General features: G+C 65.0%; 22 protein-coding genes. 14 read left to right on the top strand and 8 right to left on the bottom strand.

What is annotated here, in order from left to right; all coding sequences use genetic code 11:
• Positions 1 to 158: 158 nt before the first annotated feature.
• Positions 159 to 2,927: an aconitate hydratase AcnA gene (gene acnA / locus H1S04_RS14570; RefSeq protein WP_181746267.1), complete on the top strand. Its 2,769-nt coding sequence runs from the start codon at positions 159 to 161 to the stop codon at positions 2,925 to 2,927.
• Between the two features lie 82 nt (positions 2,928 to 3,009).
• Positions 3,010 to 3,348 carry a hypothetical protein gene (locus H1S04_RS14565; protein WP_181746266.1) on the top strand — a complete coding sequence of 113 codons (339 nt, stop codon included), beginning with the start codon at positions 3,010 to 3,012 and terminating at the stop codon, positions 3,346 to 3,348.
• A 90-nt stretch (positions 3,349 to 3,438) separates the two neighbouring features.
• On the opposite strand, the gene H1S04_RS14560 is transcribed toward H1S04_RS14565, so the two are convergent.
• Both H1S04_RS14560 and H1S04_RS14555 read right to left on the bottom strand, forming a co-directional pair.
• The gene (locus tag H1S04_RS14560; protein ID WP_181746265.1) at positions 3,439 to 4,212 is read right to left on the bottom strand and encodes a 23S rRNA (adenine(2030)-N(6))-methyltransferase RlmJ; all 774 of its coding nucleotides are present in this window, start codon (positions 4,210 to 4,212) and stop codon (positions 3,439 to 3,441) included.
• Positions 4,213 to 4,642: 430 nt separating this feature from the next.
• Positions 4,643 to 4,867 (bottom strand): DUF1127 domain-containing protein, encoded by a 225-nt coding sequence (locus H1S04_RS14555; protein WP_181746264.1) that lies wholly within the window; start codon positions 4,865 to 4,867, stop codon positions 4,643 to 4,645.
• A gap of 538 nt (positions 4,868 to 5,405) precedes the next feature.
• Here H1S04_RS14555 and H1S04_RS14550 point away from each other — a divergent pair.
• The 9 genes from H1S04_RS14550 (at position 5,406) to murD (ending at position 15,709) form a co-directional block, all read left to right on the top strand.
• On the top strand, positions 5,406 to 5,897 hold the full coding sequence (locus H1S04_RS14550) for a YcxB family protein (RefSeq protein WP_181746263.1): 492 nt from the start codon (positions 5,406 to 5,408) through the stop codon (positions 5,895 to 5,897).
• Positions 5,898 to 6,574: 677 nt separating this feature from the next.
• Positions 6,575 to 7,090, top strand: a complete 516-nt coding sequence (mraZ, locus tag H1S04_RS14545) for a division/cell wall cluster transcriptional repressor MraZ (RefSeq protein WP_181746262.1) — start codon at positions 6,575 to 6,577, stop codon at positions 7,088 to 7,090.
• A gap of 3 nt (positions 7,091 to 7,093) precedes the next feature.
• On the top strand, positions 7,094 to 8,083 hold the full coding sequence (gene rsmH, locus H1S04_RS14540) for a 16S rRNA (cytosine(1402)-N(4))-methyltransferase RsmH (protein WP_181746261.1): 990 nt from the start codon (positions 7,094 to 7,096) through the stop codon (positions 8,081 to 8,083).
• On the top strand, positions 8,080 to 8,472 hold the full coding sequence (locus tag H1S04_RS14535; protein WP_181746260.1) for a cell division protein FtsL: 393 nt from the start codon (positions 8,080 to 8,082) through the stop codon (positions 8,470 to 8,472). The genes rsmH and H1S04_RS14535 overlap by 4 nt, the downstream gene beginning before the upstream one ends.
• Entirely contained in the window at positions 8,469 to 10,277 is a 1,809-nt protein-coding gene (locus H1S04_RS14530) for a penicillin-binding protein 2 (protein WP_181746259.1), read from the top strand. The genes H1S04_RS14535 and H1S04_RS14530 overlap by 4 nt, the downstream gene beginning before the upstream one ends.
• A gap of 10 nt (positions 10,278 to 10,287) precedes the next feature.
• Positions 10,288 to 11,772: a UDP-N-acetylmuramoyl-L-alanyl-D-glutamate--2,6-diaminopimelate ligase gene (locus tag H1S04_RS14525; protein ID WP_181746258.1), complete on the top strand. Its 1,485-nt coding sequence runs from the start codon at positions 10,288 to 10,290 to the stop codon at positions 11,770 to 11,772.
• Positions 11,772 to 13,151 (top strand): UDP-N-acetylmuramoyl-tripeptide--D-alanyl-D-alanine ligase, encoded by a 1,380-nt coding sequence (gene murF / locus H1S04_RS14520; RefSeq protein ID WP_181746257.1) that lies wholly within the window; start codon positions 11,772 to 11,774, stop codon positions 13,149 to 13,151. The genes H1S04_RS14525 and murF overlap by 1 nt, the downstream gene beginning before the upstream one ends.
• A 3-nt stretch (positions 13,152 to 13,154) precedes the next feature.
• Positions 13,155 to 14,237 (top strand): phospho-N-acetylmuramoyl-pentapeptide-transferase, encoded by a 1,083-nt coding sequence (mraY, locus tag H1S04_RS14515; protein WP_181746256.1) that lies wholly within the window; start codon positions 13,155 to 13,157, stop codon positions 14,235 to 14,237.
• A 77-nt stretch (positions 14,238 to 14,314) separates the two neighbouring features.
• Positions 14,315 to 15,709, top strand: a complete 1,395-nt coding sequence (gene murD, locus H1S04_RS14510; protein WP_181746255.1) for a UDP-N-acetylmuramoyl-L-alanine--D-glutamate ligase — start codon at positions 14,315 to 14,317, stop codon at positions 15,707 to 15,709.
• Positions 15,710 to 15,796: 87 nt separating this feature from the next.
• Here murD and H1S04_RS14505 read toward each other — a convergent pair whose 3' ends face one another.
• Positions 15,797 to 16,099 (bottom strand): hypothetical protein, encoded by a 303-nt coding sequence (locus H1S04_RS14505; protein WP_181746254.1) that lies wholly within the window; start codon positions 16,097 to 16,099, stop codon positions 15,797 to 15,799.
• 33 nt (positions 16,100 to 16,132) lie between these two features.
• Between H1S04_RS14505 and H1S04_RS14500 the strand changes: the two genes are divergently transcribed.
• Positions 16,133 to 17,062: a LysR family transcriptional regulator gene (locus tag H1S04_RS14500; RefSeq protein WP_367275776.1), complete on the top strand. Its 930-nt coding sequence runs from the start codon at positions 16,133 to 16,135 to the stop codon at positions 17,060 to 17,062.
• A 6-nt stretch (positions 17,063 to 17,068) separates the two neighbouring features.
• On the opposite strand, the gene H1S04_RS14495 is transcribed toward H1S04_RS14500, so the two are convergent.
• Complete coding sequence (locus tag H1S04_RS14495) at positions 17,069 to 17,560, bottom strand: SH3 domain-containing protein (RefSeq protein WP_181746252.1); 492 nt, start codon at positions 17,558 to 17,560, stop codon at positions 17,069 to 17,071.
• Between the two features lie 144 nt (positions 17,561 to 17,704).
• On the opposite strand from H1S04_RS14495, the gene parC reads away from it, so the two are divergent.
• Positions 17,705 to 19,942 carry a DNA topoisomerase IV subunit A gene (gene parC / locus H1S04_RS14490; RefSeq protein WP_181746251.1) on the top strand — a complete coding sequence of 746 codons (2,238 nt, stop codon included), beginning with the start codon at positions 17,705 to 17,707 and terminating at the stop codon, positions 19,940 to 19,942.
• 108 nt (positions 19,943 to 20,050) lie between these two features.
• Here the strand turns inward: parC and H1S04_RS14485 are convergent, their stop codons facing one another.
• The 4 genes from H1S04_RS14485 to H1S04_RS14470 form a co-directional block, all read right to left on the bottom strand.
• Positions 20,051 to 20,203: a hypothetical protein gene (locus H1S04_RS14485; RefSeq protein WP_181746250.1), complete on the bottom strand. Its 153-nt coding sequence runs from the start codon at positions 20,201 to 20,203 to the stop codon at positions 20,051 to 20,053.
• Positions 20,204 to 20,356: 153 nt separating this feature from the next.
• Complete coding sequence (locus H1S04_RS14480) at positions 20,357 to 20,917, bottom strand: cytochrome b/b6 domain-containing protein (RefSeq protein ID WP_255435638.1); 561 nt, start codon at positions 20,915 to 20,917, stop codon at positions 20,357 to 20,359.
• 30 nt (positions 20,918 to 20,947) lie between these two features.
• Positions 20,948 to 21,400, bottom strand: coding sequence for a cytochrome c (locus H1S04_RS14475; RefSeq protein WP_181746248.1), 453 nt, complete (start codon positions 21,398 to 21,400; stop codon positions 20,948 to 20,950).
• Positions 21,401 to 21,571: 171 nt separating this feature from the next.
• Entirely contained in the window at positions 21,572 to 22,465 is an 894-nt protein-coding gene (locus H1S04_RS14470) for a DUF533 domain-containing protein (protein WP_181746247.1), read from the bottom strand.
• 217 nt (positions 22,466 to 22,682) lie between these two features.
• Between H1S04_RS14470 and tuf the strand changes: the two genes are divergently transcribed.
• Complete coding sequence (gene tuf / locus H1S04_RS14465) at positions 22,683 to 23,858, top strand: elongation factor Tu (RefSeq protein WP_181745627.1); 1,176 nt, start codon at positions 22,683 to 22,685, stop codon at positions 23,856 to 23,858.
• Positions 23,859 to 23,926 lie beyond the last annotated feature (68 nt).

The raw sequence follows: 23,926 nt of genomic DNA, 5'->3' as shown, positions 1-23,926 counted from the left end.
GCCGTCAGGCCGCGTAGCGTTGCGCTTGTGCAACAAGGCGTTGAATGGTATACAATCGCATACAAACTACGCGTCGGCCCCTTGAAACGATTCCCCGAATGGGGCATCTGATTGCGCGAACCGACCGCCGAACCCATCCAACCGACAGGGAGGCCACCATGCCCATCGTTACCGGAACCGATACCGCCAAGACCCGCCGCACACTGGAAGTGGGCGGTCAAAGCGTTGATTATTACTCGATCCCCGCCGCCTCCGAGGCAGGCTTGGGTGATTTTTCCAAGCTGCCCGCCTCGTTGAAGGTGGTGCTGGAAAACATGCTGCGCTTTGAAGACAACGGGCGCACGGTCTCGGTCGACGACATCAAGGCCTTCGCCGAATGGGCCGAGAAGGCCGGCAAGAACCCGCGCGAGATCGCCTATCGCCCGGCCCGTGTGCTGATGCAGGACTTCACTGGCGTTCCCGCCGTGGTCGATCTGGCCGCGATGCGCGATGGCATCACCGCGCTTGGCGGCGATGCGCAGAAGATCAACCCGCTGAACCCGGTCGATCTGGTCATCGACCACTCGGTCATGGTCGATGAATTCGGCACACCGCGCGCCTTCCAGTTCAACGTCGAACGCGAATACGAACGCAATATCGAGCGTTACACCTTCCTGAAATGGGGCCAGAACGCTTTCAACAACTTCCGCGTCGTGCCCCCCGGCACCGGCATCTGCCACCAGGTGAACCTGGAATATCTGGCCCAGACCGTCTGGACCGACACCGATCAGGCCGGCAAGGAAGTCGCTTACCCCGATACACTGGTCGGCACCGACAGCCACACCACCATGGTCAACGGCCTGGCCGTTCTGGGCTGGGGCGTCGGCGGGATCGAGGCCGAGGCCGCGATGCTGGGTCAGCCAATCTCGATGCTGATCCCGGAGGTCGTGGGCTTCAAGATCACCGGCGCGTTGCAGGAAGGCGTGACCGCGACCGACCTGGTGCTGAAGGTCGTCCAGATGCTGCGCAAGCATGGCGTGGTCGGCAAATTCGTCGAATTCTACGGCGACGGGCTGGACCACATGCCGCTGGCCGACCGTGCCACCATCGCCAACATGGCCCCCGAATATGGCGCCACCTGCGGTTTCTTCCCGGTGGATGGCGAAACCCTGCGTTACCTGCGCCAGACCGGCCGGGAGGAGGACCGCATCGCCCTCGTCGAAGCCTATGCCAAGGCCAACGGCATGTGGCGCGACAAGGATTACGCCCCGATCTATACCTCGACGCTGGAATTGGATCAGAGCACGGTCGTCCCGGCGATCTCGGGCCCCTCGCGTCCGCAGGATCACGTGGCCCTGACCGACGCCGCTTACGAGTTCAGCAAATATGTCAGCGGCAACCGCAAGCTGGAAGAACCGACGCGGAAAGAGGCAAAGACCTGGAATGAGGAAGGCGGCGCGCCGGCGCCGGCCCATATGCCGGGGCACCTGCCGGGCTTCCACGAAGGCGTCGTCGAAGGCGCCGATTACACGCTGCATGACGGTTCGGTCGTGATCGCGGCGATCACCAGCTGCACCAACACCTCGAACCCTTATGTGCTGATGGCCGCCGGTCTGGTGGCGCGCAAGGCGCGCGCGCTGGGTCTGACCCGCAAGCCCTGGGTGAAAACCTCGCTGGCGCCGGGGTCGCAAGTGGTCGAAGCCTATCTGAAGGCCGCGGGCCTGCAGGCGGATCTGGACGCGCTCGGCTTCGATCTGGTGGGCTTCGGCTGCACCACCTGCATCGGCAATTCCGGTCCGCTGGACGCGCCGATCTCGAAGGCGATCAATGACAATGACCTGATCGCCACCGCCGTTCTGTCGGGCAACCGCAACTTCGAAGGCCGGATCTCGCCCGACGTGCGCGCCAACTATCTGGCCTCGCCGCCGCTGGTCGTCGCCTATGCCATCGCCGGCGACATGAATATCGACCTGTCGAGCGAGCCGCTGGCCTATACCGCCGACGGCAAGCCGGTCTTCCTGAAGGACATCTGGCCGACCTCGAAAGAGGTCTCGGACATGGTCGACAGCGTCGTGACGCGCGAGATGTTCCAGGAAAAATACGCCGACGTGTTCAAGGGCGACAAGCGCTGGCAGGAGGTCGAGACCACCGACAGCGAGGTTTACGACTGGCCCGCATCCTCGACCTATATCCAGAACCCGCCCTATTTCCAGGGCATGGCCAAAGAGGCCGGCACGATCAGCGACATCAAGGGCGCCCGCGTGTTGGCGGTTCTGGGTGACATGATCACCACCGACCACATCTCGCCCGCCGGTTCGTTCAAGCCGACCACCCCCGCCGGTCAGTATCTGACCGAGCGTCAGGTGGCGCCGAAGGACTTCAACAGCTACGGTTCGCGCCGGGGCAATCACGAAGTCATGATGCGCGGCACCTTCGCCAATATCCGCATCAAGAACGAGATGCTGGACGGCGTCGAAGGCGGCTATACCAAGGGTCCGAAGGGCGAGCAGGAGGCGATCTACGACGCCGCCATGCAATACGAAGCCCAAGGCACCCCGCTGGTCATCATCGGCGGCAAGGAATATGGCGCGGGCTCCAGCCGTGACTGGGCGGCGAAGGGCACCAACCTGCTGGGCGTCAAGGCGGTCATCGCCGAGTCGTTTGAGCGCATCCACCGCTCGAATCTGGTCGGGATGGGCGTCATCCCCTTCGAGTTCACGAACGGCGATACCCGCAAATCGCTGGGTCTGACCGGCGACGAACAGATCACCATCGAGGGTCTGGCCGATGTGAAGCCGCTGCAGATCGTCGACGCGAAGATCCGCTATGCCGACGGCACCGAGAAGACGATCAAGCTGAAGGCCCGCATCGATACCGAAGTCGAGATCGACTACCTGAAGAATGGCGGCGTGCTGCATTACGTGCTGCGCAACCTCGCCGCCGCTTAAGCACTGCTTAGCGGATGACATCACCACCCCCGGCGCTGGCTGCGCCGGGGGTTTTTCGTTGAAGCCATGTGGCGAGACCCTGATGGTCGGCTTCCAGATCCGTCCGCAGGCCGTCGCGGCGCCAAGCCCCTATCTGGATTACGATACACGGGCGAAGCTGCACCTGCCGGTCGAGGGCGAATGGTTCGTCCATTGGGGCGGTCGCACCGTCGGGGAGAATTACCACGCCGCCGATCCGGGCCAGCGATTCGCTCTCGATCTGCTGGTCCGCGAGGGCGATGCCGCGACGCTCGAAAGCTATCACTGCTTGAACGCCCGATCCTTGCGCCGGCTATCTGGCGGACGGGGTTTCCATGGCGTGGGGAGAGCCGAGGCAAGAGCAGGTCATCCGCTCCGCCGACTGACGGGCGGTCGCCCGTAAAGCCGAAAAACCGGCTGGCGCGAGGCGCAGGCGCCTTGGTGCCGGCACGGCCGGTTTGCGCACGGGGTCTACTCGCTGCGTGCGCCCCTTTCAGCCCCGGAAAAGCGCCTCGATCCGGGCCGCTTCCTCGCCCAGTCCCCAGGGCGGATTGACCACGAACATCCCCGATCCGACCATGCCGTGGCCGGGCTTGGCGGGCGGGAAGTGGACTTCGGACTTCAGCGCGTCGGGGAATGCCTGCGACAGCCGCGCGATCATGCCGCGCTGGCGGTCATCGGTCAGGATCGGATACCATAGCGCCAGCGTGCCGACATTCCACTTGCGGGCAATATCCTGAAAGAACGGCGGAATGTCGGCGTAATCGGTCTTCACCTCGTAGCTGGGATCGACCAGCATCAGCCCCCGGCGCGGGGTCGGTGGGGCCACGGCGCGGGCCATCTGGAACCCGTCCTGCCGATACAGCGTGGCGCCACGCGCAACCTCTGCCAGGGCGTCATGCTCGGCGGGATGCATCTCGGCCAGGTGGGTGCTGTCGCCCCGGCGCAGGAAGTGCTGCGCGATCAGCGGCGATCCGGGATAGGCGTTGACGCCATATTGCCGCCGCACCGATGCCAGCGCCCGCATGAGCGGGTGATCCTCGGGAAGCCAATCGGCGCGCTCGGCGCGCAGGATGCCGGCCTCGGCCTCGGCGGTCTTGCGGGCCTCGGCCGAGGACAGATCGTAAAGCCCGCGCCCGGCATGGGTTTCCACATAGCTGAGCGGCTTGTCCTTGGCGGTCAGGTAATCCAGCACCCAGGCCAGCAGGGCGTGCTTGTGCAGATCGGCCGCGTTCCCGGCGTGATAGATGTGCTGATAGGACAACATGCGGTTTTATCGCGCGGCTTCAGGCAAAAGAAAAGCGGCGGCGCCCAGGGAGGAGGAGGGGCGCCGCCGCGACAACGCTGGCCCAGGGAGGAGGAGGGGCCGCGTATAGGTGCGATACAGGCAGGGAGGAGGAGCCTGCATCGCTATCGCAGCCCCAGGGAGGAGGAGGGGGCCGCGTATGGGGTGCGACGCAGGCAGGGAGGAGAAGCCCGCATCGCTGACGTCGCGCCCAGGGAGGAGGAGGGGCGGACGTATCCGGTGTCAAGCGGCGTCCCCGAGGGAGGAGGAGACGGGGGCGCCGCTGCACCAACAGAACCCAGGGAGGAGGAGAGGGTCCCGTCGTATCTTGGCGGTGGCGCCTCCAGGGAGGAGGAGGGAGGCGCCACCTGAACCCGGACCCAGGGAGGAGGGAGGGTCGGGTATCGGTGAATTACTTGCCCCAGGCGGCCTCGGTGGCGATCCGGGTGATCATGCTGCGGTGAATGCCCAGGTCGGCCAGTTCGCGGTTCGACAGATTGGACAGTTCCGAGACGGTCTGGCGATACACGGCACGGCGGGCGCGGGCTTCCTGCAAGCGCACGATCATGCCCATGAAGCCGGTGCCGGCAGCGCGTTCGGTGCGGGCGATGTGGTTCAGAGTGTTCGTTGCGGCCATTGTTCTATCGCTTCATCTACGGTTCGTTTCGGACGGTGCAGCCATCTGCGCCGTTGGGTTGAAGATGGACGTAATGCTGCGGTTGCACAACGGCCAATCGCTCAATGCTGCTATGCAGCAAATGCAAGACCCTGGAAAAAAGCACGTCCAACATGACGGTTTTGTTATGAAAAATAGATCGGTTTCAATGTTAGCGCATGTCAAAATCTGACGTTTCGGTCAGGTTTTGCAATAAGTCTGTGCTATGGTGCCACGCTTTTAGCAGATTGATTGCTGCAGGCGCGTTGTAACGTGGCGTCACGAGCCTTTCCCTCTTGAAGTTGCTTTGCTGTGGCAGTCTGCCGCCGTTGCGCCGCAGGATTGGCCGGCCCGGCGCGCATGGATGACCGGGATGTGCGCGTCGCCAGTCACGAGTCGCGATTCCTCCCATCTTCCGCCGCAGGCTTGAAAAACTGACGGCTCACCGGCGCCTCCTGCGGCCGGATCGATGGACATTTCCGAACTCACTCGTGAAAAAGGTGGCAGCAAGAGGAGCATGATGGCGGCGCCGTACAGTTTCAGCGTGACTTATGACGGCAGGGTCGTTCGCGATGCGGTGCGCACCTTTATCCTGCGCCGCAGTTTTCACGAGCATAGGGCGCTTTGGATGGGTGTTCTGGTGGTGCTGATCTTTCTGTGGTGGCGGCTGCAGAACGGCCATCGCGGCTGGACCGAGGTGCTGATCGGCACCGTGCTGCTGTTGCTGCCGGTGCTGGTGCTGGTGATCTGGTCGGTCCATGCCCGCAACTCGCTGCGCAAGCTGTACCGAATCGGGGCGCCCGAAGTGGGTTTCGTGCTGGATGAGCGGGGGATCTTCGCGGCCTCGGATCAGGGTGAGGCGCTTATCCCCTGGGACCGCGTCACCGAAGTCTGGCAGCGCCCGGAAAGCCGGATGATCTTTACCGGCTCGAGCCGGTTCATCCTCCTGCCGACACGCGATGTGCCCGAGGAAGCCCTGCGCTATCTGCGCCGCTATCTCGACCACGGCTGAGTCGGGAATTCATGGGAACGGCATGGCCGAGGCGATGCCGGGGCGGCGCGGGAATCCGTGGAACCGACCGCTGGGGGTGCTGTAACAGGGGCTGGGAACGCATGGGAAAACCTTCCGAAATCCGAATCACTGCCGCGTGAACGCCCGTGATTCGACGCGGATCGGCGGGACTTCCGGCGGCGCAGCAGGGAGATTTCGGCGAGTCTCCGCCATGCCACGGGATTTTCTGGGAGATCGTGGCGATCCTGCATCGCATACTACATTTGGTATGATCGTTGGAAACTTCTTCAACACTTGCGCAACGCTGCCCGAAGCTATCGATCTGTTCTGCGCTTGTTCACGTGTGATCACAAGTACTCACGGCCGGGACTTCCAAGATTTTCCATTGCGTCCCATAAAATCCCATGCCATCAAAAGCTCACGGAGACGGGCTACAAGGGGCGCATAAGACCCCGAAGGCGATAGCAGACTTCATACAGGCACCCGCTTCCGAACAAGACGGTCCCGAACGTGCGAGCAGCACCTCCCCCAAGGTGGCACCAGGGACCAGCCCGCCAACGATGCGGGCCCCAGCAATGGGAACGAGGGCGGCGGATCGGGCGGTGGCAGCGGCCCGGTCCGCCTTTCTTTTCCGGGTCCCCGGAAAAGAAGGACAGGATCGAAGGAGAGGCGGGCCGGTGGCGCGCAAGTTCAGAGGCTCGGAAGAGGTCAAGGTGGACGGCAAGGGTCGCATGTCGATCCCGGCCCGGTTTCGCCGTATCTTCGAAGCCGGCGATCCTGACTGGAAGCCCTCGGACCGGACGCGCATGATCGTCGTCTACGGCCCCGAACACTGGAAAAAGCTTGAATTCTATACCGTCGAGGCCGCCGAACGCATCGACGATGAAATCGACCAGCTGCCGCGCGGCTCGCAGGAGCGGATCTGGCTGGAAACGCTGATGAACGGAATGGCCACCGAGGCCGAGATCGACACCGATGGCCGTCTGGTCCTGCCGCAGAAGCTGCGTGACAAGATCGGGCTGGATGACGGCGCCTTCTTCACCTCGAAGGGCGATTTCATCGAAGTCTGGAGCCCGGCGAATTATTCCGAATCCAGCGGGTCGCTGCAGAATTTCATGGCGCAGTTCCCGGATGATTTCGATCCGCGCAGCTTCCTGAACGCCGCCGCCGACCAAGAACCGCGCGAGGGTTAGGCCATGGCCCCCGCTGACACTGTCAAGGATCCCCATGTTCCCGTCCTGATCGACCCGCTGATCCGGGCGGTGGCGCCCATCGGGGGCATCTGGGTTGACGGCACCTTCGGTGCGGGCGGCTATACGCGTCGGCTGCTGGACGCGGGTGCGGAGAAGGTGATCGGCATCGACCGCGATCCCAGCGTTTTCGACATGGCCGCAAGCTGGGCCGGCGATTACGGTGACCGCCTGGTGCTTGCGCCCGGCACGTTTTCTGATCTGGAACGGCTGGCGGGCGGTCCCGTTGACGGGGTGGTGCTGGACCTCGGCGTCAGCTCCATGCAGCTCGATCAGGCCGAGCGCGGGTTTTCCTTTCTGCGGGATGGACCGCTGGACATGCGTATGGGCGCGGATGGCCCCAGTGCCGCCGATCTGCTGAACACCGCCGAGGAATCGCAGATCGCCGATGTTCTGTATCATTACGGTGAGGAGCGCGCCTCGCGCCGGATCGCCAAAGCGATTGTCGCCGCGCGTCCGCTGCAGACCACGGCCCAGCTGGCCGAGGTGATTTCCAGCCAGTTGCCGCGTCCGAAGCCGGGCCAGAGCCATCCCGCGACGCGCAGCTTTCAAGCCATCCGCATCTGGGTGAACGATGAATTCGGCCAGTTGGCCGAGGGGCTGGCGGCCGCCGAGCGGGCATTGAAGCCGGGCGGCAAGCTGGCGGTGGTCAGCTTTCATTCGCTGGAGGACCGGGTGGTCAAGCGCTTCCTGCAAAGCCGCTCGGCCACGGCGGGCGGGGGGTCGCGCCATGCGCCGGCGGGTCATGTCGATGCGCCCACCTTCACCATGCCGCACCGCCGCGCCATCGGGGCCGACGATGCCGAACTGGCGGCGAACCCGCGGTCGCGCAGCGCCTTCCTGCGCGTGGGCATCCGCACCGAGGCGCCCGCGCGCGACCTGGACGAAGGCGTTCTGGCCCTGCCGCGCCTGCCGGTGAAAGGCGGTCGGCGATGAGGTCGCTCTTTTTCCTTGGGATCGCTATGGTGGTGATGGGGCTGGCCTTCTGGGCCTACCGCGAGAATTACCGCACGCAGGACGCCCTGAACGAGATGGAGCGGGTCCAGAACGACATCGCCAACCTGCGCGAGCAATTGGTCGTACTGCGCGCCGAATGGGCCTATCTGAACCGACCGGAACGGTTGCGCGAACTGGTGCAGCTGAATGCCGACAAGCTGAATCTGCAGCCGATCACCTCCAGCCAGTTCGTCGATACCTCGAAGATCGACTATCCGCCGCCGCCGGTGAAATATCCGCCGCGCCGCCCCGACGATTTCGTGCCCCCGACCGAGGGCGCGATCACCGATGACGACCCGACGCCTTCCGAACAGGAGTCCTCGCAATGATCCGCAAGCCGCTGCGCCCGTTGGCCCGCATCCTTCGTGCCCGTGAAACCGGGCAGGACCCCGACGCGATCGAGGCCGAGAACCGCGCCGAACGACACGCCCAGATCCAGGATCGTGCCCGCAAACGCGCGGAGGGCCGACTGGTCTTCATGGCGCTGGGGTTCCTCGCGGCCTTTTCGCTGGTGGGCTTCCGCATGGGGGCGCTCGCGGCCTCGGACCCGGCCGAGCCGCGCGCACAGGCGACGGGCACGCAGATCATCAGCCAGCGCGCCGACATCACCGACCGCAACGGCCGGGTGCTGGCCACCAACATGCTGACCCACAGCCTTTACGCCCAGCCCAACCAGATGGTCGACGGCCGCCGCGCCGCCGAGGCGCTGTCGCGCATCTTCCCCGATCTGGACCGCGAGCGGCTGGTCAAGGATTTCACCGATCCGAAGCGGAAATTCCTGTGGGTGAAGAAGAAGATCAGCCCCGAGCAGATGCAGGCGGTTCACGATATCGGCGAACCCGGCCTGCTGTTCGGCCCGCGCGAGATGCGGCTTTATCCCAATGGGCGGATCGCCAGCCACATCCTCGGCGGGTCGGCCTTCGGTGCCGAGGGCGTGAACAGCGCCGAGGTGATCGGCACCGCGGGCGTCGAAAAGGCCTTTGACGGCTGGCTGCGCAATCCTGCGAATGAAGGCGCGCCGCTGACCCTCTCGCTGGATTTGCCTGCCCAATCCGCGATGGAGGAGGTGCTGTCCGCCGGCATGCGCCGCATGAACGCCAAGGGGGCGGCAGGCGTATTGATGGAGATCGAGACCGGCGAGATCCTGGCCATGGCCAGCCTGCCCGATTTCGACCCCAATGACCGCCCGAAACCGGCGCTGAAGGGCGATCCGTCCGACAGCCCGCTGTTCAACCGGGTGGTCCAGGGGCAGTATGAACTGGGTTCGACCTTCAAGATCTTCCCGGTCGCGCAGGCGATGGACCTGAAGCTGGTCAACCCGAACACGCATATCAACTCGACCAGCCCGATGAAGATCGGCAAATACAGCATCAAGGATTACCACAATTACGGCCCCAGCCTGTCGGTGGCCGACATCATCGTGAAATCCTCGAACGTAGGCACGGTTCGGATCGCGCAGATGATCGGGGTCGAACGTCAGAAGGCGTTTCTGGAAAAGCTCGGCTTCTTCGCGCCGACGACCGTCGAGATGGTCGAGGCCCCGACCGGCAAGCCCATCGTGCCGTCGCGTTGGCCTGCCGTGACGGCGGCGACGGTCAGCTTTGGTCATGGTTTGGCGGCCAGTCCGCTGCATCTGGCCGCGGCTTATGCCACCATCGCCAATGGGGGCCGCAAGGTGACGCCGACGCTGGTTCACGACAAGAAGCGCCCGGAAGGCGAGCGGGTCGTGTCCGAGCAAGCGGCCAAGCTGGCGCTGGCGATGCTGCGCGAGGTCGTGGTGCGCGGCACCGCGCGGTCGGGCAATGTCGAGGGCTATGAAATCGCCGGCAAGACCGGCACCGCCGACAAGCCGCGTCCGGGCGGCGGCTATTACCAGAACAAGGTGGTGGCCAACTTCGCCTCGGTCTTCCCCTATGAGGATCCGAAATATGTGCTGGTGGTCACTCTGGACGAACCCACCGCCAGCCTTGGCGGGGGCGAAAGCCGCGTCGCGGGCCTGACCGCCGTGCCGGTCGCGGCCGAGGTCATCAGCCGGCTGGGGCCGATCCTGGGCCTGCGCCCGGTTGGCGTGAAACCGCTGCCCGACATTGAAGCGCCCCCACAAACCAAGCTAAAGGTCGCCGCAAACGACTGACGGAGTAAGCATGACCGAGGGCGTAAAGCGGCTGTCCCAACTGGGGTTGAACGCATTTGGCGGGCGCGACCCGGAGATTACCGGCCTGTCGGTCGACAGCCGGACGGTCCGTCCGGGCCATCTGTTCGCGGCTCTGCCGGGTTCCGCGATTCATGGCGGCGAGTTCATCCCCTATGCGCTGCGCCAGGGTGCGGCGGCGGTGCTGACCGATGCCGCAGGCGCCGCGGTCGCCGCGGATGACCTGCGCGGCTGGGATGGCGCGCTGGTGGTGGCCGAGGACCCAAGGCAGGTGCTGGCGGGGGCGGCCGCGCTGTGGTTCGGGCGTCAGCCTGAAAAGGTCGTGGCGGTGACTGGCACCTCGGGCAAGACCTCGGTGGCGAATTTCACCCGGCAGATCTGGCAGTCGCTGGGGCTGAAGGCGATCAGCCTCGGCACCATGGGCGTGCAGGGCGATTACGAGGCGAAGCTGGCCCATACCACCCCCGAGCCGGTGACGCTGCACCGCATTCTCGCCGCCGCCGCCGAGGCCGGTGTCACCAATGTGGCGATGGAGGCCTCCAGTCACGGGCTCGACCAGCGGCGTCTGGACGGGGTGCGGGTGATGGCCGGGGCCTTCACGAATTTCAGCCAGGACCATCTGGATTACCACGCGGGCTTTGACGAATATTTTGCCGCCAAGGCGCTGCTGTTCAACCATATCCTCGATCCGGGCGACGGGGCGGTCATCAATGTCGACAGCGAACGCGGCCGTCAGATGGCCGACATCGCCCGCGAGCGCGAATTGGTCCTGACCACCATCGGACGGGCTGAGGACAATGATTTTCGCATCCTCGGCCAGCGTTATGACGCCACCGGGCAAGAACTGCGCTTCAGTTACAAGGGTCAGACCCATCTGGTGCGGCTGAACCTGATCGGCGGTTTTCAGGCCGAAAACGTGCTGGCGGCGGCGGGTCTAGCCATCGCCTCGGGCGACGACGCGGCGGCGGTTCTTGCCAGTCTGCGCAGCCTTGAAACGGTGCGCGGCCGGATGCAGCTGGTCGCGCAGCGCGACAATGGGGCGGCGGTCTTCGTCGACTATGCCCACAAGCCCGGCGCGGTGATCGCGGCGCTGCAAAGCTTGCGTCCGCATGTCATGGGCCGCATCATCGTCGTGCTGGGCGCGGGCGGCGACCGTGACCGCGGCAAGCGCCCGCTGATGGGGCAGGCGGCGCGCGACTTCGCCGATGTGGTCTTCATCACCGACGACAACCCCCGGACCGAGAACCCGGCCGCCATTCGTGCCGAGGTCATGGCCGGCGCCGGTCCCGACGCCATCGAAGTGGGCGACCGGGCCGAGGCGATTCTGCGCGGCGTCGACGCCCTGCAGCCGGGCGATGCGCTGCTGATCGCGGGGAAAGGTCACGAAACCGGGCAGATCATCGGTGCCGATGTGTTCCCGTTTGACGATGCCGAGCAGGCCTCGGTCGCGGTGGCTGCTCTGGACGGGAAAATCTGATGGCGCTCTGGACTTCGGAAGATGCCGCCGCCGCCACCGGCGGCCGGGTGACGCGCGACTGGCAGGCGAACGGGGTCAGCATCGACACCCGCAGCCTTCAGCCGGGCGATCTGTTCGTGGCGCTGCAGGCTGCGCGTGACGGCCATGATTTCGTCGCCCAGGCGCTGGAAAAAGGTGCGGCGGCCGCTTTGGTCAGTCATGTCCCCGAAGGCGTCGCCCCCGACGCCCCGCTGCTGATCGTGGACGATGTGCTGACCGGGCTGGAGGCGCTCGGCCGCGCCGGCCGCGCCCGGATGTCGGGGAAGGTTGTCGGTGTCACCGGGTCCGTCGGCAAGACCTCGACCAAGGAAATGCTGCGCTCGGCACTGGCGGGGCAGGGGAAAATCCACGCCGCTGAAGCGTCCTACAACAATCACTGGGGGGTGCCGCTGACGCTGGCGCGGATGCCCGCCGACACCGATTTCGCCATCATCGAAATCGGCATGAGCAACCCCGGTGAGATCGCCCCCCTCGCAAAGATGGCCCGCCCCCACGCGGCGCTCATTACCACCATCGCGCCCGCCCATATGGCGGCGTTCGGCGATCTGGACGGCATCGCGCGCGAGAAGGCGGCGATCTTCACGGGCCTGACCCCTGCCGGTGCGGCGATCATCCCGACCAGCCTGCCCAGCACGCCGATCCTGCGCGAGGCCGCCGACGATGCCGGCGCCCCGATCCTCAGCTTCGGCGACGCCGGCGAGGCGCGGCTGATTTCCTCGACCCCCGAAGGCGACCTGCTGCGGGTGCGCGGCGCGCTGTCGGGCAAGCCGATCAACTTCACCCTGCGCTCGGTCGGGCCGCATTTCGCCAATAACGCCATGGGCGTGCTGGCCACCGTCAGCGCCATTGGGGCCGACGTGATCGAGGCTGCAAAGCACCTTGCCGACTGGCTGCCGCCGCAGGGGCGCGGCGCGGTCGAGGATCTGGGCAGTGTCCGGCTGATCGACGACGCCTTCAACGCCAACCCCTCCTCGATGCGGGCGGGGCTGGGGACGCTGGCGCGCCTGCAGGGGCAGCGGCGGGTGGCGATTCTCGGCGACATGCTGGAACTGGGCGTCGAGGAAGACGCGCTTCATGCCGCGCTGGCAGATGATCCGGCGATGGAGAAGATCGATCTCGTCCATGCTGCCGGACCCCGCATGCAGCACCTGATGCAGGCACTCCCGCCCGAGAAGCGGGGCCTGTGGGCGGAATCCGCCGATGCGCTGGCGCTGCGGCTGGACGAAATGATCCAGCCCGGCGATACGGTGCTGATCAAGGGCTCCAAGGGCTCGTATATCAGCCGCGTCGTCGAGGCGATGCGCAAGGCCGGGAACGCGGCCAACGCAACGGGGGCGTGACGAATGCTGTATTGGCTTTACGATCTGACCGGCGGGCAAGGTGCCTTCAACCTGTTCAAATACATCACCTTCCGCGCTGGTGGTGCGTTCTTCACGGCGCTGATCTTCGCCTTTTTTTTCGGCCGTCCGCTGATCGAATATCTGCGCCGGGTGCAGAAGCGCGGTCAGCCGATCCGCGATGACGGCCCCGAAAGCCATTTCGTCAAGGCCGGCACGCCGACAATGGGCGGCATCCTGATCCTGTCGGCGCTGCTGGTCGGCACATTGCTGTGGGCGAGGCTGTCCAACGGCTATGTCTGGATCGTGCTGATGGTCACCTACGGCTATGCCGCCATCGGCTTCGCGGATGATTATGCCAAGGTCTCGAAGCACAACACCAGGGGCGTCTCGGGCCGGGTTCGCATGGCGCTCGGCTTCGGTCTGGCCTTCGTCGCCGCCGCCTGGACGATGTATCTGCACCCCGAGGGCCTGCGCGGCCAGCTGGCCTTTCCGTTCTTCAAGGACGCGCTGCTGAACCTTTCGATCCTGTTCGTTCCCTTTGCCATGGTCGTCATCGTCGGCGCCGCCAATGCGGTGAACCTGACCGACGGGCTGGACGGGCTGGCGATCATGCCGGTGATGATCGCAGCCGCCACCTTCGGAATCATCGCCTATGCGGTCGGCAACGCCACCTTCGCCGATTACCTTGGCGTCCACCGCGTCTCCGGCACCGACGAGCTGGTGATCTTCGTCGCCGCGCTGATCGGCGGGGGCCTGGGCTTTCTGTGGTATAACGCCCCCCCGGCGGCGGTGTTCATGGGCGATACCGGCAGCCTCGCCCTCGGCGGCGCGCTTGGCGCCATTGCCGTGGTCACCAAGCATGAAATCGTGCTGGCCGTGGTCGGCGGCCTGTTCGTGGTCGAGGCGCTGAGCGTCATCATCCAGGTCCTCTATTTCAAGCGCACCGGCAAGCGTGTCTTCCTGATGGCGCCGATCCACCATCATTTCGAAAAGAAGGGCTGGAAGGAAAGCCAGATCGTGATCCGCTTCTGGATCATCGCGCTGGTGCTGGCGCTGATTGGCCTCGCGACGCTGAAATTGCGCTAAACCTTTCGCTCTGGTTCAAATATCCTTGGGGTGCGGGGGCGGACAGCCCCCGTGGCGACCCCGGAAAGAGAAGCGACATGATCCCCGTCCAAGGCGTTACCGGCCAGACCATCGCCGTTCTGGGCCTCGGCCGTTCCGGCAAGGCCACCGCGGCCGCGCTGCTGGAGGGCGGCGCGAAGGTCGTCGTCTGGGACGACGGCCAGGAAGCCCGTGCACAGGCCGAGACCGACGGGCTGGAGGTCCGCGACCTGACCCGCGACACGGCATGGGAGGGGGTGTCCGCGCTGATTACCTCGCCCGGCATTCCGCATCTTTATCCAAAGCCCAACCCGGTGATCGCCAGGGCGCTGGAACTGGGCGTGCCCGTCGATAACGATATCGGTCTGTTCTTCCGCAGCTTCGCCACCACCGAATGGGCGGAATTCGACACCACGCCGCGCGTCATTACCGTCACCGGATCGAACGGCAAATCGACCACCACGGCGCTGATCCATCACATCCTGCAATCCGTCGGGCGTCCGACCCAACTGGGCGGCAATATCGGCACCGGCGTTCTCTCGCTCGACCCGGCCATCGACGGCGAGGTGGTGGTGATCGAGCTGTCCAGCTATCAGACCGACCTCGCCCGTGCGCTGACGCCCGATGTGGCGGTGTTCACCAACCTCTCGCCCGACCATCTGGACCGTCACGGGGGACCGGGGGGCTATTTCGCCGCCAAGCGCCGGCTGTTCGCCGAAGGCGGCCCCGACCGCTGCGTCATCGGCATCGACGAGGTCGAGGGCCAGTATCTCGCCAACCAGATGGGGCAGGGGCCGCAGGATGACCGGGTGATCCGTGTGTCTTCGGGGCAGAAGCTGGACCGCTTCGGCTGGTCGGTCTTTGCCCGCAAGGGTTTTCTGAACGAATATCGCAAGGGGCGGCAGGTCGCCTCCATCGACCTGCGCGAGGTCCAGGGGCTGCCCGGCGCGCATAACCACCAGAATGCCTGTGCCGCCTATGCCGCCTGCCGGGCGGTGGGCGTCGCCCCGCGTGAAATCGAGGCTGCTTTCCACAGCTTCGCGGGGCTGCCCCACCGTAGCCAGACCGTGCGCGAGGTGAACGGCGTCCGCTATGTCAACGACTCCAAAGCCACCAATGTTGACGCCGCCCAGCAGGCGCTGCACGCCTTCGCGCGCATCCGCTGGATCGCGGGCGGGCTTGGCAAGGATGGTGGCATCGCGGCGCTGCAACCGCATCTGGGCGAGGTGGTGAAAGCCTATCTGATCGGCCATTCGGCGCGTGATTTCGCGCTGCAGCTGGGCGAAACCCCGCATGAGGTCGTCGACACCATGGAGGCCGCCGTCGCCCGCGCCAGCGCCGAAGCCCAGCCGGGCGAGACCGTGTTGCTGGCCCCTGCGGCCGCCAGCTTCGACCAATACCCGAATTTCGAAAAGCGGGGCGAGCATTTCACCCTGCTGGTCAACGCGCTTTGACCGAAAAGGAAAACCCGGCTATCCACGGATGGGATAGCCGGGTTGGAGCGTGTGATCATGCCGGGGCGCGCCCTGAACCATGCTGGCTCAGAACGCGACGGTGATTTGGCCTTTTTCGGCCTCGATGACGCGGATGCGCTCATTGCGGGCGTCACCGGGGTCTTCTGCGGCGATCTGGGCCAGTTCATTGGTCGTGAAGCGCGCCGCATCAAGACCCAGCAGGTCGGCCTGCATCTGGCGTCCGCGATTGATGTTGCTGGCGAAGTTCATTCCTTCCGCGAGGGCCGGAACGGCAAAAACGGACAGAAGGGCGGCGATGGCGAATTTGTTGGTCATTTCGCATGTCTCCATTGTGTGGTGCGTTGTTGCCCCGACAATTGCGCCGGGCATTAGGGCAACTAGCGTTCACTCCCGAGTTGTGGAATGGTCGCGAAAGAACAGGGTTTGTGCGAAACTGAGTTGCTCATGCGCTTGAATTTCTGGACTGAGATACGGACTGCGTGGTGTGTGGCCGAATTGCGCAATATCACGCGCGCGGCCAAGCAGCTCGGGATGCATCACTCTTCGGTGATCCGCCATATCGACGCGCTTGAAACCGAGTTGGGGGTCAAGTTGTTCCAACGGCATTCGCGCGGCTATACGCCGACCGAGGCGGGCGAGGAACTGCTTCGGACGGCAAGCTCCGTCGACGAGCAGCTGCTGAATCTGAGGGCGCGGATCGAACATAGCCAGGTGCAGATTTCGGGAAGGCTGGTCCTGACCTCCGTGCCGAGCCTCGATTTCACGATCATGCCGATGATCGCGCGCTACCAGCGGCAATATCCACAGGTCGAGGTCGTCTATGTCGCCGATCCACGCAACTTTGAACTCAGCTTGGGAGAGGCCCATGTCGCCTTGCGTGCCGGGCCGCGTTCGACCACGCCCGACGATATCGTGACACCGGCCTGGGATTTCTTCCCCGGCCTTTATGCCTCGCCCGCTTATGCCGAACGCTTCGGCCTGCCGCGCAATGTCAACGAGCTGGTTCATCACCGTTTCATCGTGGGCAATGAACCGGCGCCGCTGGCTCCGTTCACGAAATGGCTGCACGCGCGCCTGCCCCAGTCGGCGCTTGTCCTGCGCACCTCGCAGATGTCGGCCCAATATGCCGCGATTCAGAGCGGGGTCGGCATCGGTTTTCTGTCGACCCGCGTGGCGCCGCCCGGGATGGTGCCGGTGCTGCCCGATCTGACGCCGCCGGAATGGAAAGTGCAGATCTGGATGGTCACCCATGTCGATCTGCATCGCAGCCCGAAGGTGCAGAGCCTGACCCGCTTCATCCAGCAGGAGGTCAAGTCCGGGCGGATCAAATAGCGGCGGTCAGGGGCGCTCGGCCGACAGGAAATCCGCCGACATGAAGCCGGTTCGGCCGCGTTCGTCGCGAATCTCGATCCAGTCACCGCTGCGCGGACCGATGGCGGTCACAAGATCGCCGCGCGACAGCGATCCCACCACCTCGTCTGCGGTGGTCGGTCCGGCGCGGAAATTCACCCTGTTGCCGATGACGAACAGGGTGTTGGTCGGCGCCTCGGCCAGATCCTCGGCAGGCTGCTGGCCGGCATATTCCGGCGAGGGGCGCAGCGCCGGCCCCGGAAAATCGCGGCGGCGTTCCGGGGTCTGGGCGACTTCGGTGATGACCGGCGCGCCGGCAGCGGTCGGGTCGGGCGTGGGCTGGACGACCGCGGGCGCGGGCTCCGCTGCTGGCTGCGGCGTTGCCGCTGCGGGGGCTGATGCCTTCCGCCCGTCGTTGCCGCCCAGGAACATCAGCACGGCCCCGATGGCCAGCACCGTCACCAAGATCAATCTCAACATCCAACCCGACCCCTGCATCCCCACACGACCTTGCGCGGGGATTGGCAAGCGTAACGCAGCCGGCAAGCGCGGCGTTCCGCAGCTTTCGCAGCGCCGACGCATTTCCGACTGGACCGGCGCCCGGGCGCGGCCTAAATCCAGTGCATGTCCGATGATCTGATCCCCGAAGACCCCGAGAATCTCGTCTCCGAGCCGCTTTCGCGCGCCATTGGCGAACGCTATCTGACCTATGCGCTGTCGACCATCATGAACCGGGCGCTGCCCGATGCGCGTGACGGGTTGAAGCCGGTGCATCGGCGCATCCTTTATGCCATGCGCGAATTGCGACTGGCGCCGAACGGTCCCTTCCGCAAATCGGCCAAGATCACCGGCGACGTGATGGGCAATTATCATCCCCATGGTGACAGCGCGATCTATGACGCAATGGCGCGTCTGGCCCAGGATTTCGCCATGCGCTATCCGCTGGTCAGCGGGCAGGGGAATTTCGGCAATATCGACGGCGACAGCCCCGCCGCCTCGCGTTACACGGAAGCCCGTCTGGGCCAGCCGGGTGATGCGCTGATGGAAGGGCTGGCGGAAGACGCGGTCGAGTTCCGCCCGAACTATGACGGCACGCTGACCGAACCGGTGGTGCTGCCGGCGGCCTTCCCGAACCTGCTGTGCAACGGCGCCTCGGGGATCGCGGTGGGGATGGCCACCAACGTGCCGCCCCATAACCTGCACGAGGTCGTCGATGCCTGCCTGCATCTGATCAAGACGCCCGACGCGCGTGACGATACGCTGCTGAACTTCGTCCAGGGGCCCGATTTCCCCACCGGCGGCGTGCTGGTCGAGGATGCCGAGACCCTGCGCGAGGTCTACCGCACCGGGCGCGGCAGCGTCCGGCTGCGCGCCCGTTGGGTGCAGGAGGATCTCGGCCGCGGGTTGTGGCAGATCGTGGTCACGGAAATTCCCTATCAGGTCCAGAAATCCAAGCTGATCGAGCGTCTGGCGGAACTGATCCAGACCAGGAAGATCCCGATCCTCGCCGATGTCCGCGACGAATCCGCCGAGGATATCCGCATCGTGCTGGAGCCCAAGACCCGCAGCGTCGATCCGGCGCAGCTTATGGCGGCGCTGTTCCGGGTCTCGGATCTGGAAATTCGGTTCGGCGTGAACATGAACGTGCTGATCGACGGGCGCGTGCCCGAGGTGTGTTCGCTGAAGAAGGTCTTGCAGGCTTTCCTCGACCACCGCCGAGATGTGCTGCTGCGCCGCTCGACCTTCCGGCTGGGCAAGATCGCCGCCCGGCTGGAGGTGCTGGAAGGCTATATCATTGCGTTCCTGAATCTCGACCGGGTGATCGAGATTATCCGCAATGACGACGACCCGAAGGCCGGGCTGATGGCCGAGGATTGGGGCGGCGGTGTCCGTCTGACCGAGATTCAGGCCGAGGCGATCCTGAACATGCGCCTGCGCGCCCTGCGCCGGCTGGAGGAGATGGAGTTGCGCGCCGAACGCGACAACCTGCTGGAGGAACAGCAGGGCCTGACCGCGCTGGTGGCCGATCCGACCCGCCAATGGGCCCGCATCGCCGACGAGTTGCGCGAGGTTCGGGGCCAGTTCGGCAAATCCGCCCCCGGCGGGCAGCGCCGGACCGAGATCACCGCCTCGGTCCATGTTCAGCCGCTGGACATGGACAGCATGATCGAGCGTGAGCCGGTGACGGTGATCCTGTCCAAGATGGGCTGGATCCGGGCGATGAAGGGGCATCAGCCGCTGGATGCCGAGGTCAAGTTCCGCGACGGCGACGGCCCCTTCATGGCGCTCCATGCTGAAACCACCGACAAGCTGATGGTCTATGGCTCGAACGGGCGCTTCTATACGCTGGCGACCAATGAACTGCCCGGCGGGCGTGGTCTGGGCGAGCCGGTGCGTCTGATGGTCGACCTGCCCAATGACGCCGCGATCATCGACCTGTTCCCCTGGCGCGAGGGGGGGAAATACCTGCTGGCGTCGAAGGCAGGGGACGGGTTCGTGGTGAACGCCGGTGATATCCTGGCGCAGACCAAGTCGGGCAAGCAGGTGCTGAACGGCGACGCGCTGTTGTGCCGACCGGTGGCCGGTGACCATGTCGTGACCGTCGGCGAAAACCGCAAGATGCTGATCTTCCCGCTGACCGAGCTGCCGGAAATGGCGCGCGGGAAGGGGGTGCGGCTGCAGAAGTTCAAGGATGGCGGCCTTGCCGATGCAACCTGCATCACCCTGGCCGAAGGGCTGCGCTGGCAGGAAAGCGGCGGCCGTACCCGGACCGAGCCGGACTTGAGCGAATGGGTCGCCAAGCGGGCGACGGCGGGCCGCATGGCCCCACGCGGCTTCCCGCGCGACAACAAATTCAACTGATGCGGAAGGGGCGGGCTTCAACCCGCCCCTGACATGTTCCGGGCTTCCGAGAGACCGAATACCCGTGCAATGCCCGCCGAGATCGTGTCGATTTGGCGGGTCGCTTGCCTAGACGCTGGTCTTCGGCGGGACGACCACCGGCTCCGTCGGCGGGGCCGTCGTGGCAGTCTGGTCATGCGGTTTGCCTGTGCATTCAGCCGAGGCCGGAAGCACAGCCAGCGTAAGCACCGCTGCGGCAAGCGCCGCGCAGATTTTCGTCATGTGGTCGTCCTTTCGTGGTTGTTGCACGTCAGGTCGTCAAAGGGCGCAATATCGATCACCCTGTCATCAGACTGTCATGGCTAGCCGATTCGATCAAATCCATGCTGCATCGGCGGCGGTCTCTTGCCCGATTCTGCCTAAACGTCAGGCAAATCAGTCGCGCCGCACCTGTTTGCGACCGTTAATCATCGATTTGATCAGGTCTTCGCGCTTCCAGAAGCGGTAGAACAGCAGAACGCTCACATGAAGCAGCACCAGCACCAGAATCAGGTCGGCGCCGAAATCGTGATAACTTTTCGCCGTCTTCCGCGTCGCCGCACTGACCGAGCTCGCCAGCGGGCCGGCGTCGATGAAATTCTCGGATTCCGACATCATCCCGGTCAGCACCTGCGCTGCCAGCGCCGCGAGCATGGCGATCACCGACAAGGCGCCCAAGGGGTTGTGGCCGGGCCAGTAACTGGGCTCGCGCAGGAAAAAATGGCGGGAATAATCGGAAATCGCCTTTGGACCGCGCAGGAAGCTGGAAAAGCGCGCCGGTTCCGGTCCGACGAAGCCCCAGATCAGCCGGAAGACCAGCAGGAAGGTAACTGCATAACCGCACCAGAAATGCAGGGTCATGCTGGTCGGGCCGTAATTGCCCAAAAGCCATGCTGCGGTGACAAAGAAGGCCAGCAGCCAGTGGAACCCGCGCAGAAGCGGGTCCCACAGTTTCATTTCCCGGACGGGCGGGCGGTCAGGCATCAATCAGTCTGCCTTGCGGAAGTCGTCATGACAGGCCTTGCAGGCGCCGCCCAGCTTTTGCAGCACCGGCCCAAGCGCATCCTGACCGCCGGCGACGGCCTCACCGGCCCCGGCCGCCGCGGTCTGGAACGCGGTGTATTTGGCGGCAAACTCCTCGGGCTTTTCCCAGACGGCGGGCAGCGCCTCGGTCTCCTTGCCGTCGGCCGGCCCCGAACCGGGGATGAACAGCGCCGGCACGGTGTTGTACTTGCTGAGCGCCTCGATATTGCTGGCGGCGGCGGTCACGGCAGCCTGATCAAAGGGAATTTCGCCCTTCGCGGTGCCGGCCAGAGTGGCCATGTTGATCGACAGCATCTTCATATAGCCCTCGCGCGCCTCGATGGCGTCGTCGGCGGCATCGGCATGGGCAAGCAGGGGAACGGCGGCGAGAAGGCTGGCGATGAAAAGCTGGCGCATTATAGGCTCCATAGGTTCCTTACCCGGCAGGGCATGTTGTTGATACGATGGACGGTCTTCTGGAAGGGCAGGTCTTTCAGCAAAACGGATTACACCCGAAAGATTACTGAAAATTCAACCGCGCACAATATTTCACCGCCGCCCAAGTGCCGGGCGGCGGTGAATTTTTAGTCAGCTGTACAGGTTCTGCACACCGACCTCCTGGTGAATCTGGTTGATCGCCTGCGGCTGCAGACCCAGCGCCTGCGCCAGCTTGTGCAGATATTGCGCCTCTTCCTGGCTGTCGAAATCGATGGCCATGACCGACATCAGATAGACCTGCGGTTCCAGCCCTTTGGGCACGTCACGCGCCAGCGCGGCGGCGTCGACCGGGGCAGCCATCTGTTCGCGGATGAACTGGCGTTCCTCGTCGTCCAGGTCGCCCAGCTCGCCCATCAGGCGCTCTTTTTCGGCCTCGTCGATCTTTCCGTCGGCCTTGGCGGCCTGGATCATCGCGCGCAGCATCAGGCCGGCCACCGCATTCTGCTCGGGCGTCGGCGCGACCTCGGGTTCGCCCTTGCTGACGAGCGAGTCGTTCAGCAGCTCGCCGAACGAGGCGTCATTGCTTTCCTGCGACCCGCGCCGGGCAAGCGCGCCGCCCGCCGCGCCACCGGCGGCACCACCCAGCAGACCGCCCAACAGGTCGCCGAGGCCCCCGCCTGAGGAGCTTGCCGACTTGCTGCGCGTGGCACCGCCCAGCTGGTCCAATATGCCGCCCAGGCCGCCCGAGGCGCCGGTCGAGTTGGGTCTGCCATAGCGCCGGCCGGTGCCCGCGCCGCCGCCAGAGGTGCCCCCGCCCAGCACCTGTCCGAGAATGTCGCCGAGGCCGCCACCGGAGGTGCCCGATTGGCCGCGCGACTGGGTGCCCTGCAGGATCTGATCCAGAAGGCCGCCGCCGGTGCGGCGCGAGGACGGCGTGCCGCCCGTTGAGGTCTGGGGCGACCGCGCATTCTTCATCATCGTGCTCATGCCTTTGGCGACCAGGACGCCAGCCGCGACACGGGCGAGGGATTTCATCAAGCTCATGGTATCAACTTCCTCCAGCGATCTGCCTTGCTGAAAGCGCAGCATGCTTCCGAAAGCGAACGCGTTTTGCCGCGCGCGGTTCCCACACGGTTCCGGGCGGCCAATAAAATGCAGCCCCCGCTGCGCCCCTTGATTTTTCCCGAATCTGAATTTATCTCCGCCCCCGATACGAAAACCGGGGACGGGACCGCCATCTGCCCCGATCATGGAGGCCTTTATGGCAAAAGCTAAGTTTGAACGGACGAAACCGCACGTCAACATCGGGACGATCGGTCACGTTGACCACGGCAAGACGACGCTGACGGCGGCGATCACGAAGTATTTCGGCGAATTCCGTGCCTATGACCAGATTGATGGCGCGCCGGAAGAGAAGGCCCGCGGGATCACCATTTCGACGGCGCATGTGGAATACGAGTCGCCGACCCGTCACTATGCCCATGTGGACTGCCCCGGCCACGCCGACTATGTGAAGAACATGATCACCGGCGCGGCGCAGATGGACGGCGCGATCCTGGTGGTGAACGCGGCCGACGGCCCGATGCCGCAGACGCGCGAGCACATCCTGCTGGGCCGTCAGGTCGGCATTCCCTACATGGTCGTCTACCTGAACAAGGTCGACCAGGTGGATGACGAGGAACTGCTGGAACTGGTCGAGATGGAAGTGCGCGAGCTGCTGAGCTCGTACGACTATCCCGGCGACGACATTCCGATCATCAAGGGCTCGGCTCTGGCGGCGCTGGAAGGCCGTGACCCGGAGATCGGCGAGAACTCGATCAAGGCGCTGATCGAAGCCGTTGACAACTACATCCCGACGCCCGAGCGCGCCGTGGACCAGCCGTTCCTGCTGCCGATCGAAGACGTGTTCTCGATCTCGGGCCGCGGCACGGTTGTGACCGGCCGGATCGAGCGCGGCGCGGTGAACGTCGGCGACGAACTGGAAATCGTGGGCATCCGCGACACCAAGAAGACCACCTGCACCGGCGTGGAAATGTTCCGCAAGCTGCTGGACCGCGGGGAGGCTGGCGACAACGTCGGCGTCCTGCTGCGCGGCATCGACCGTGACGGCGTCGAGCGTGGCCAGGTTCTGGTGAAGCCGAAATCGGTGACCCCGCACACCACCTTCGAAGCCGAGGCCTATATCCTGACCAAGGAAGAAGGCGGCCGCCACACGCCGTTCTTCGCCAACTACCGCCCGCAGTTCTACTTCCGCACCACGGACGTGACCGGGACGGTGAAGCTGCCGGAAGGCACGGAAATGGTGATGCCGGGCGACAACCTGAAGTTCGAGGTCGAGCTGATCGCCCCGATCGCGATGGAAGAAAAGCTGCGCTTCGCCATCCGCGAAGGCGGCCGCACGGTCGGCGCCGGCGTGGTGTCGAAAATCATCAAGTGATCCCCGGCCCTCGGGCCCGCGGAGATCAGGATGGAAAGGCCGCCCGACAGGGCGGCCTTTTTGCGTTG

It is taken from the genome of Paracoccus sp. S1E-3 (assembly GCF_013868135.1).
Classification (GTDB): Bacteria; Pseudomonadota; Alphaproteobacteria; order Rhodobacterales; family Rhodobacteraceae; genus Paracoccus.
Note: the sequence above shows the minus strand (reverse complement) of the source record. Positions and strands in the feature narration are given on the sequence as shown.

What these genes read in the sequence shown, in the direction of transcription:
- acnA (WP_181746267.1), top strand. Translation starts at nt 159, where the DNA reads ATGCCCATCGTTACCGGAACCGATACCGCCAAGACCCGCCGCACACTG.
- H1S04_RS14565 (WP_181746266.1), top strand. Translation starts at nt 3,010, where the DNA reads ATGGTCGGCTTCCAGATCCGTCCGCAGGCCGTCGCGGCGCCAAGCCCC.
- H1S04_RS14560 (WP_181746265.1), bottom strand. Translation starts at nt 4,212, where the DNA reads ATGTTGTCCTATCAGCACATCTATCACGCCGGGAACGCGGCCGATCTG.
- H1S04_RS14555 (WP_181746264.1), bottom strand. Translation starts at nt 4,867, where the DNA reads ATGGCCGCAACGAACACTCTGAACCACATCGCCCGCACCGAACGCGCT.
- H1S04_RS14550 (WP_181746263.1), top strand. Translation starts at nt 5,406, where the DNA reads ATGGCGGCGCCGTACAGTTTCAGCGTGACTTATGACGGCAGGGTCGTT.
- rsmH (WP_181746261.1), top strand. Translation starts at nt 7,094, where the DNA reads ATGGCCCCCGCTGACACTGTCAAGGATCCCCATGTTCCCGTCCTGATC.
- H1S04_RS14535 (WP_181746260.1), top strand. Translation starts at nt 8,080, where the DNA reads ATGAGGTCGCTCTTTTTCCTTGGGATCGCTATGGTGGTGATGGGGCTG.
- H1S04_RS14530 (WP_181746259.1), top strand. Translation starts at nt 8,469, where the DNA reads ATGATCCGCAAGCCGCTGCGCCCGTTGGCCCGCATCCTTCGTGCCCGT.
- H1S04_RS14525 (WP_181746258.1), top strand. Translation starts at nt 10,288, where the DNA reads ATGACCGAGGGCGTAAAGCGGCTGTCCCAACTGGGGTTGAACGCATTT.
- murF (WP_181746257.1), top strand. Translation starts at nt 11,772, where the DNA reads ATGGCGCTCTGGACTTCGGAAGATGCCGCCGCCGCCACCGGCGGCCGG.
- mraY (WP_181746256.1), top strand. Translation starts at nt 13,155, where the DNA reads ATGCTGTATTGGCTTTACGATCTGACCGGCGGGCAAGGTGCCTTCAAC.
- murD (WP_181746255.1), top strand. Translation starts at nt 14,315, where the DNA reads ATGATCCCCGTCCAAGGCGTTACCGGCCAGACCATCGCCGTTCTGGGC.
- H1S04_RS14505 (WP_181746254.1), bottom strand. Translation starts at nt 16,099, where the DNA reads ATGCCCGGCGCAATTGTCGGGGCAACAACGCACCACACAATGGAGACA.
- H1S04_RS14500 (WP_367275776.1), top strand. Translation starts at nt 16,133, where the DNA reads ATGGTCGCGAAAGAACAGGGTTTGTGCGAAACTGAGTTGCTCATGCGC.
- H1S04_RS14495 (WP_181746252.1), bottom strand. Translation starts at nt 17,560, where the DNA reads ATGTTGAGATTGATCTTGGTGACGGTGCTGGCCATCGGGGCCGTGCTG.
- parC (WP_181746251.1), top strand. Translation starts at nt 17,705, where the DNA reads ATGTCCGATGATCTGATCCCCGAAGACCCCGAGAATCTCGTCTCCGAG.
- H1S04_RS14485 (WP_181746250.1), bottom strand. Translation starts at nt 20,203, where the DNA reads ATGACGAAAATCTGCGCGGCGCTTGCCGCAGCGGTGCTTACGCTGGCT.
- H1S04_RS14480 (WP_255435638.1), bottom strand. Translation starts at nt 20,917, where the DNA reads ATGAAACTGTGGGACCCGCTTCTGCGCGGGTTCCACTGGCTGCTGGCC.
- H1S04_RS14475 (WP_181746248.1), bottom strand. Translation starts at nt 21,400, where the DNA reads ATGCGCCAGCTTTTCATCGCCAGCCTTCTCGCCGCCGTTCCCCTGCTT.
- H1S04_RS14470 (WP_181746247.1), bottom strand. Translation starts at nt 22,465, where the DNA reads ATGAGCTTGATGAAATCCCTCGCCCGTGTCGCGGCTGGCGTCCTGGTC.
- tuf (WP_181745627.1), top strand. Translation starts at nt 22,683, where the DNA reads ATGGCAAAAGCTAAGTTTGAACGGACGAAACCGCACGTCAACATCGGG.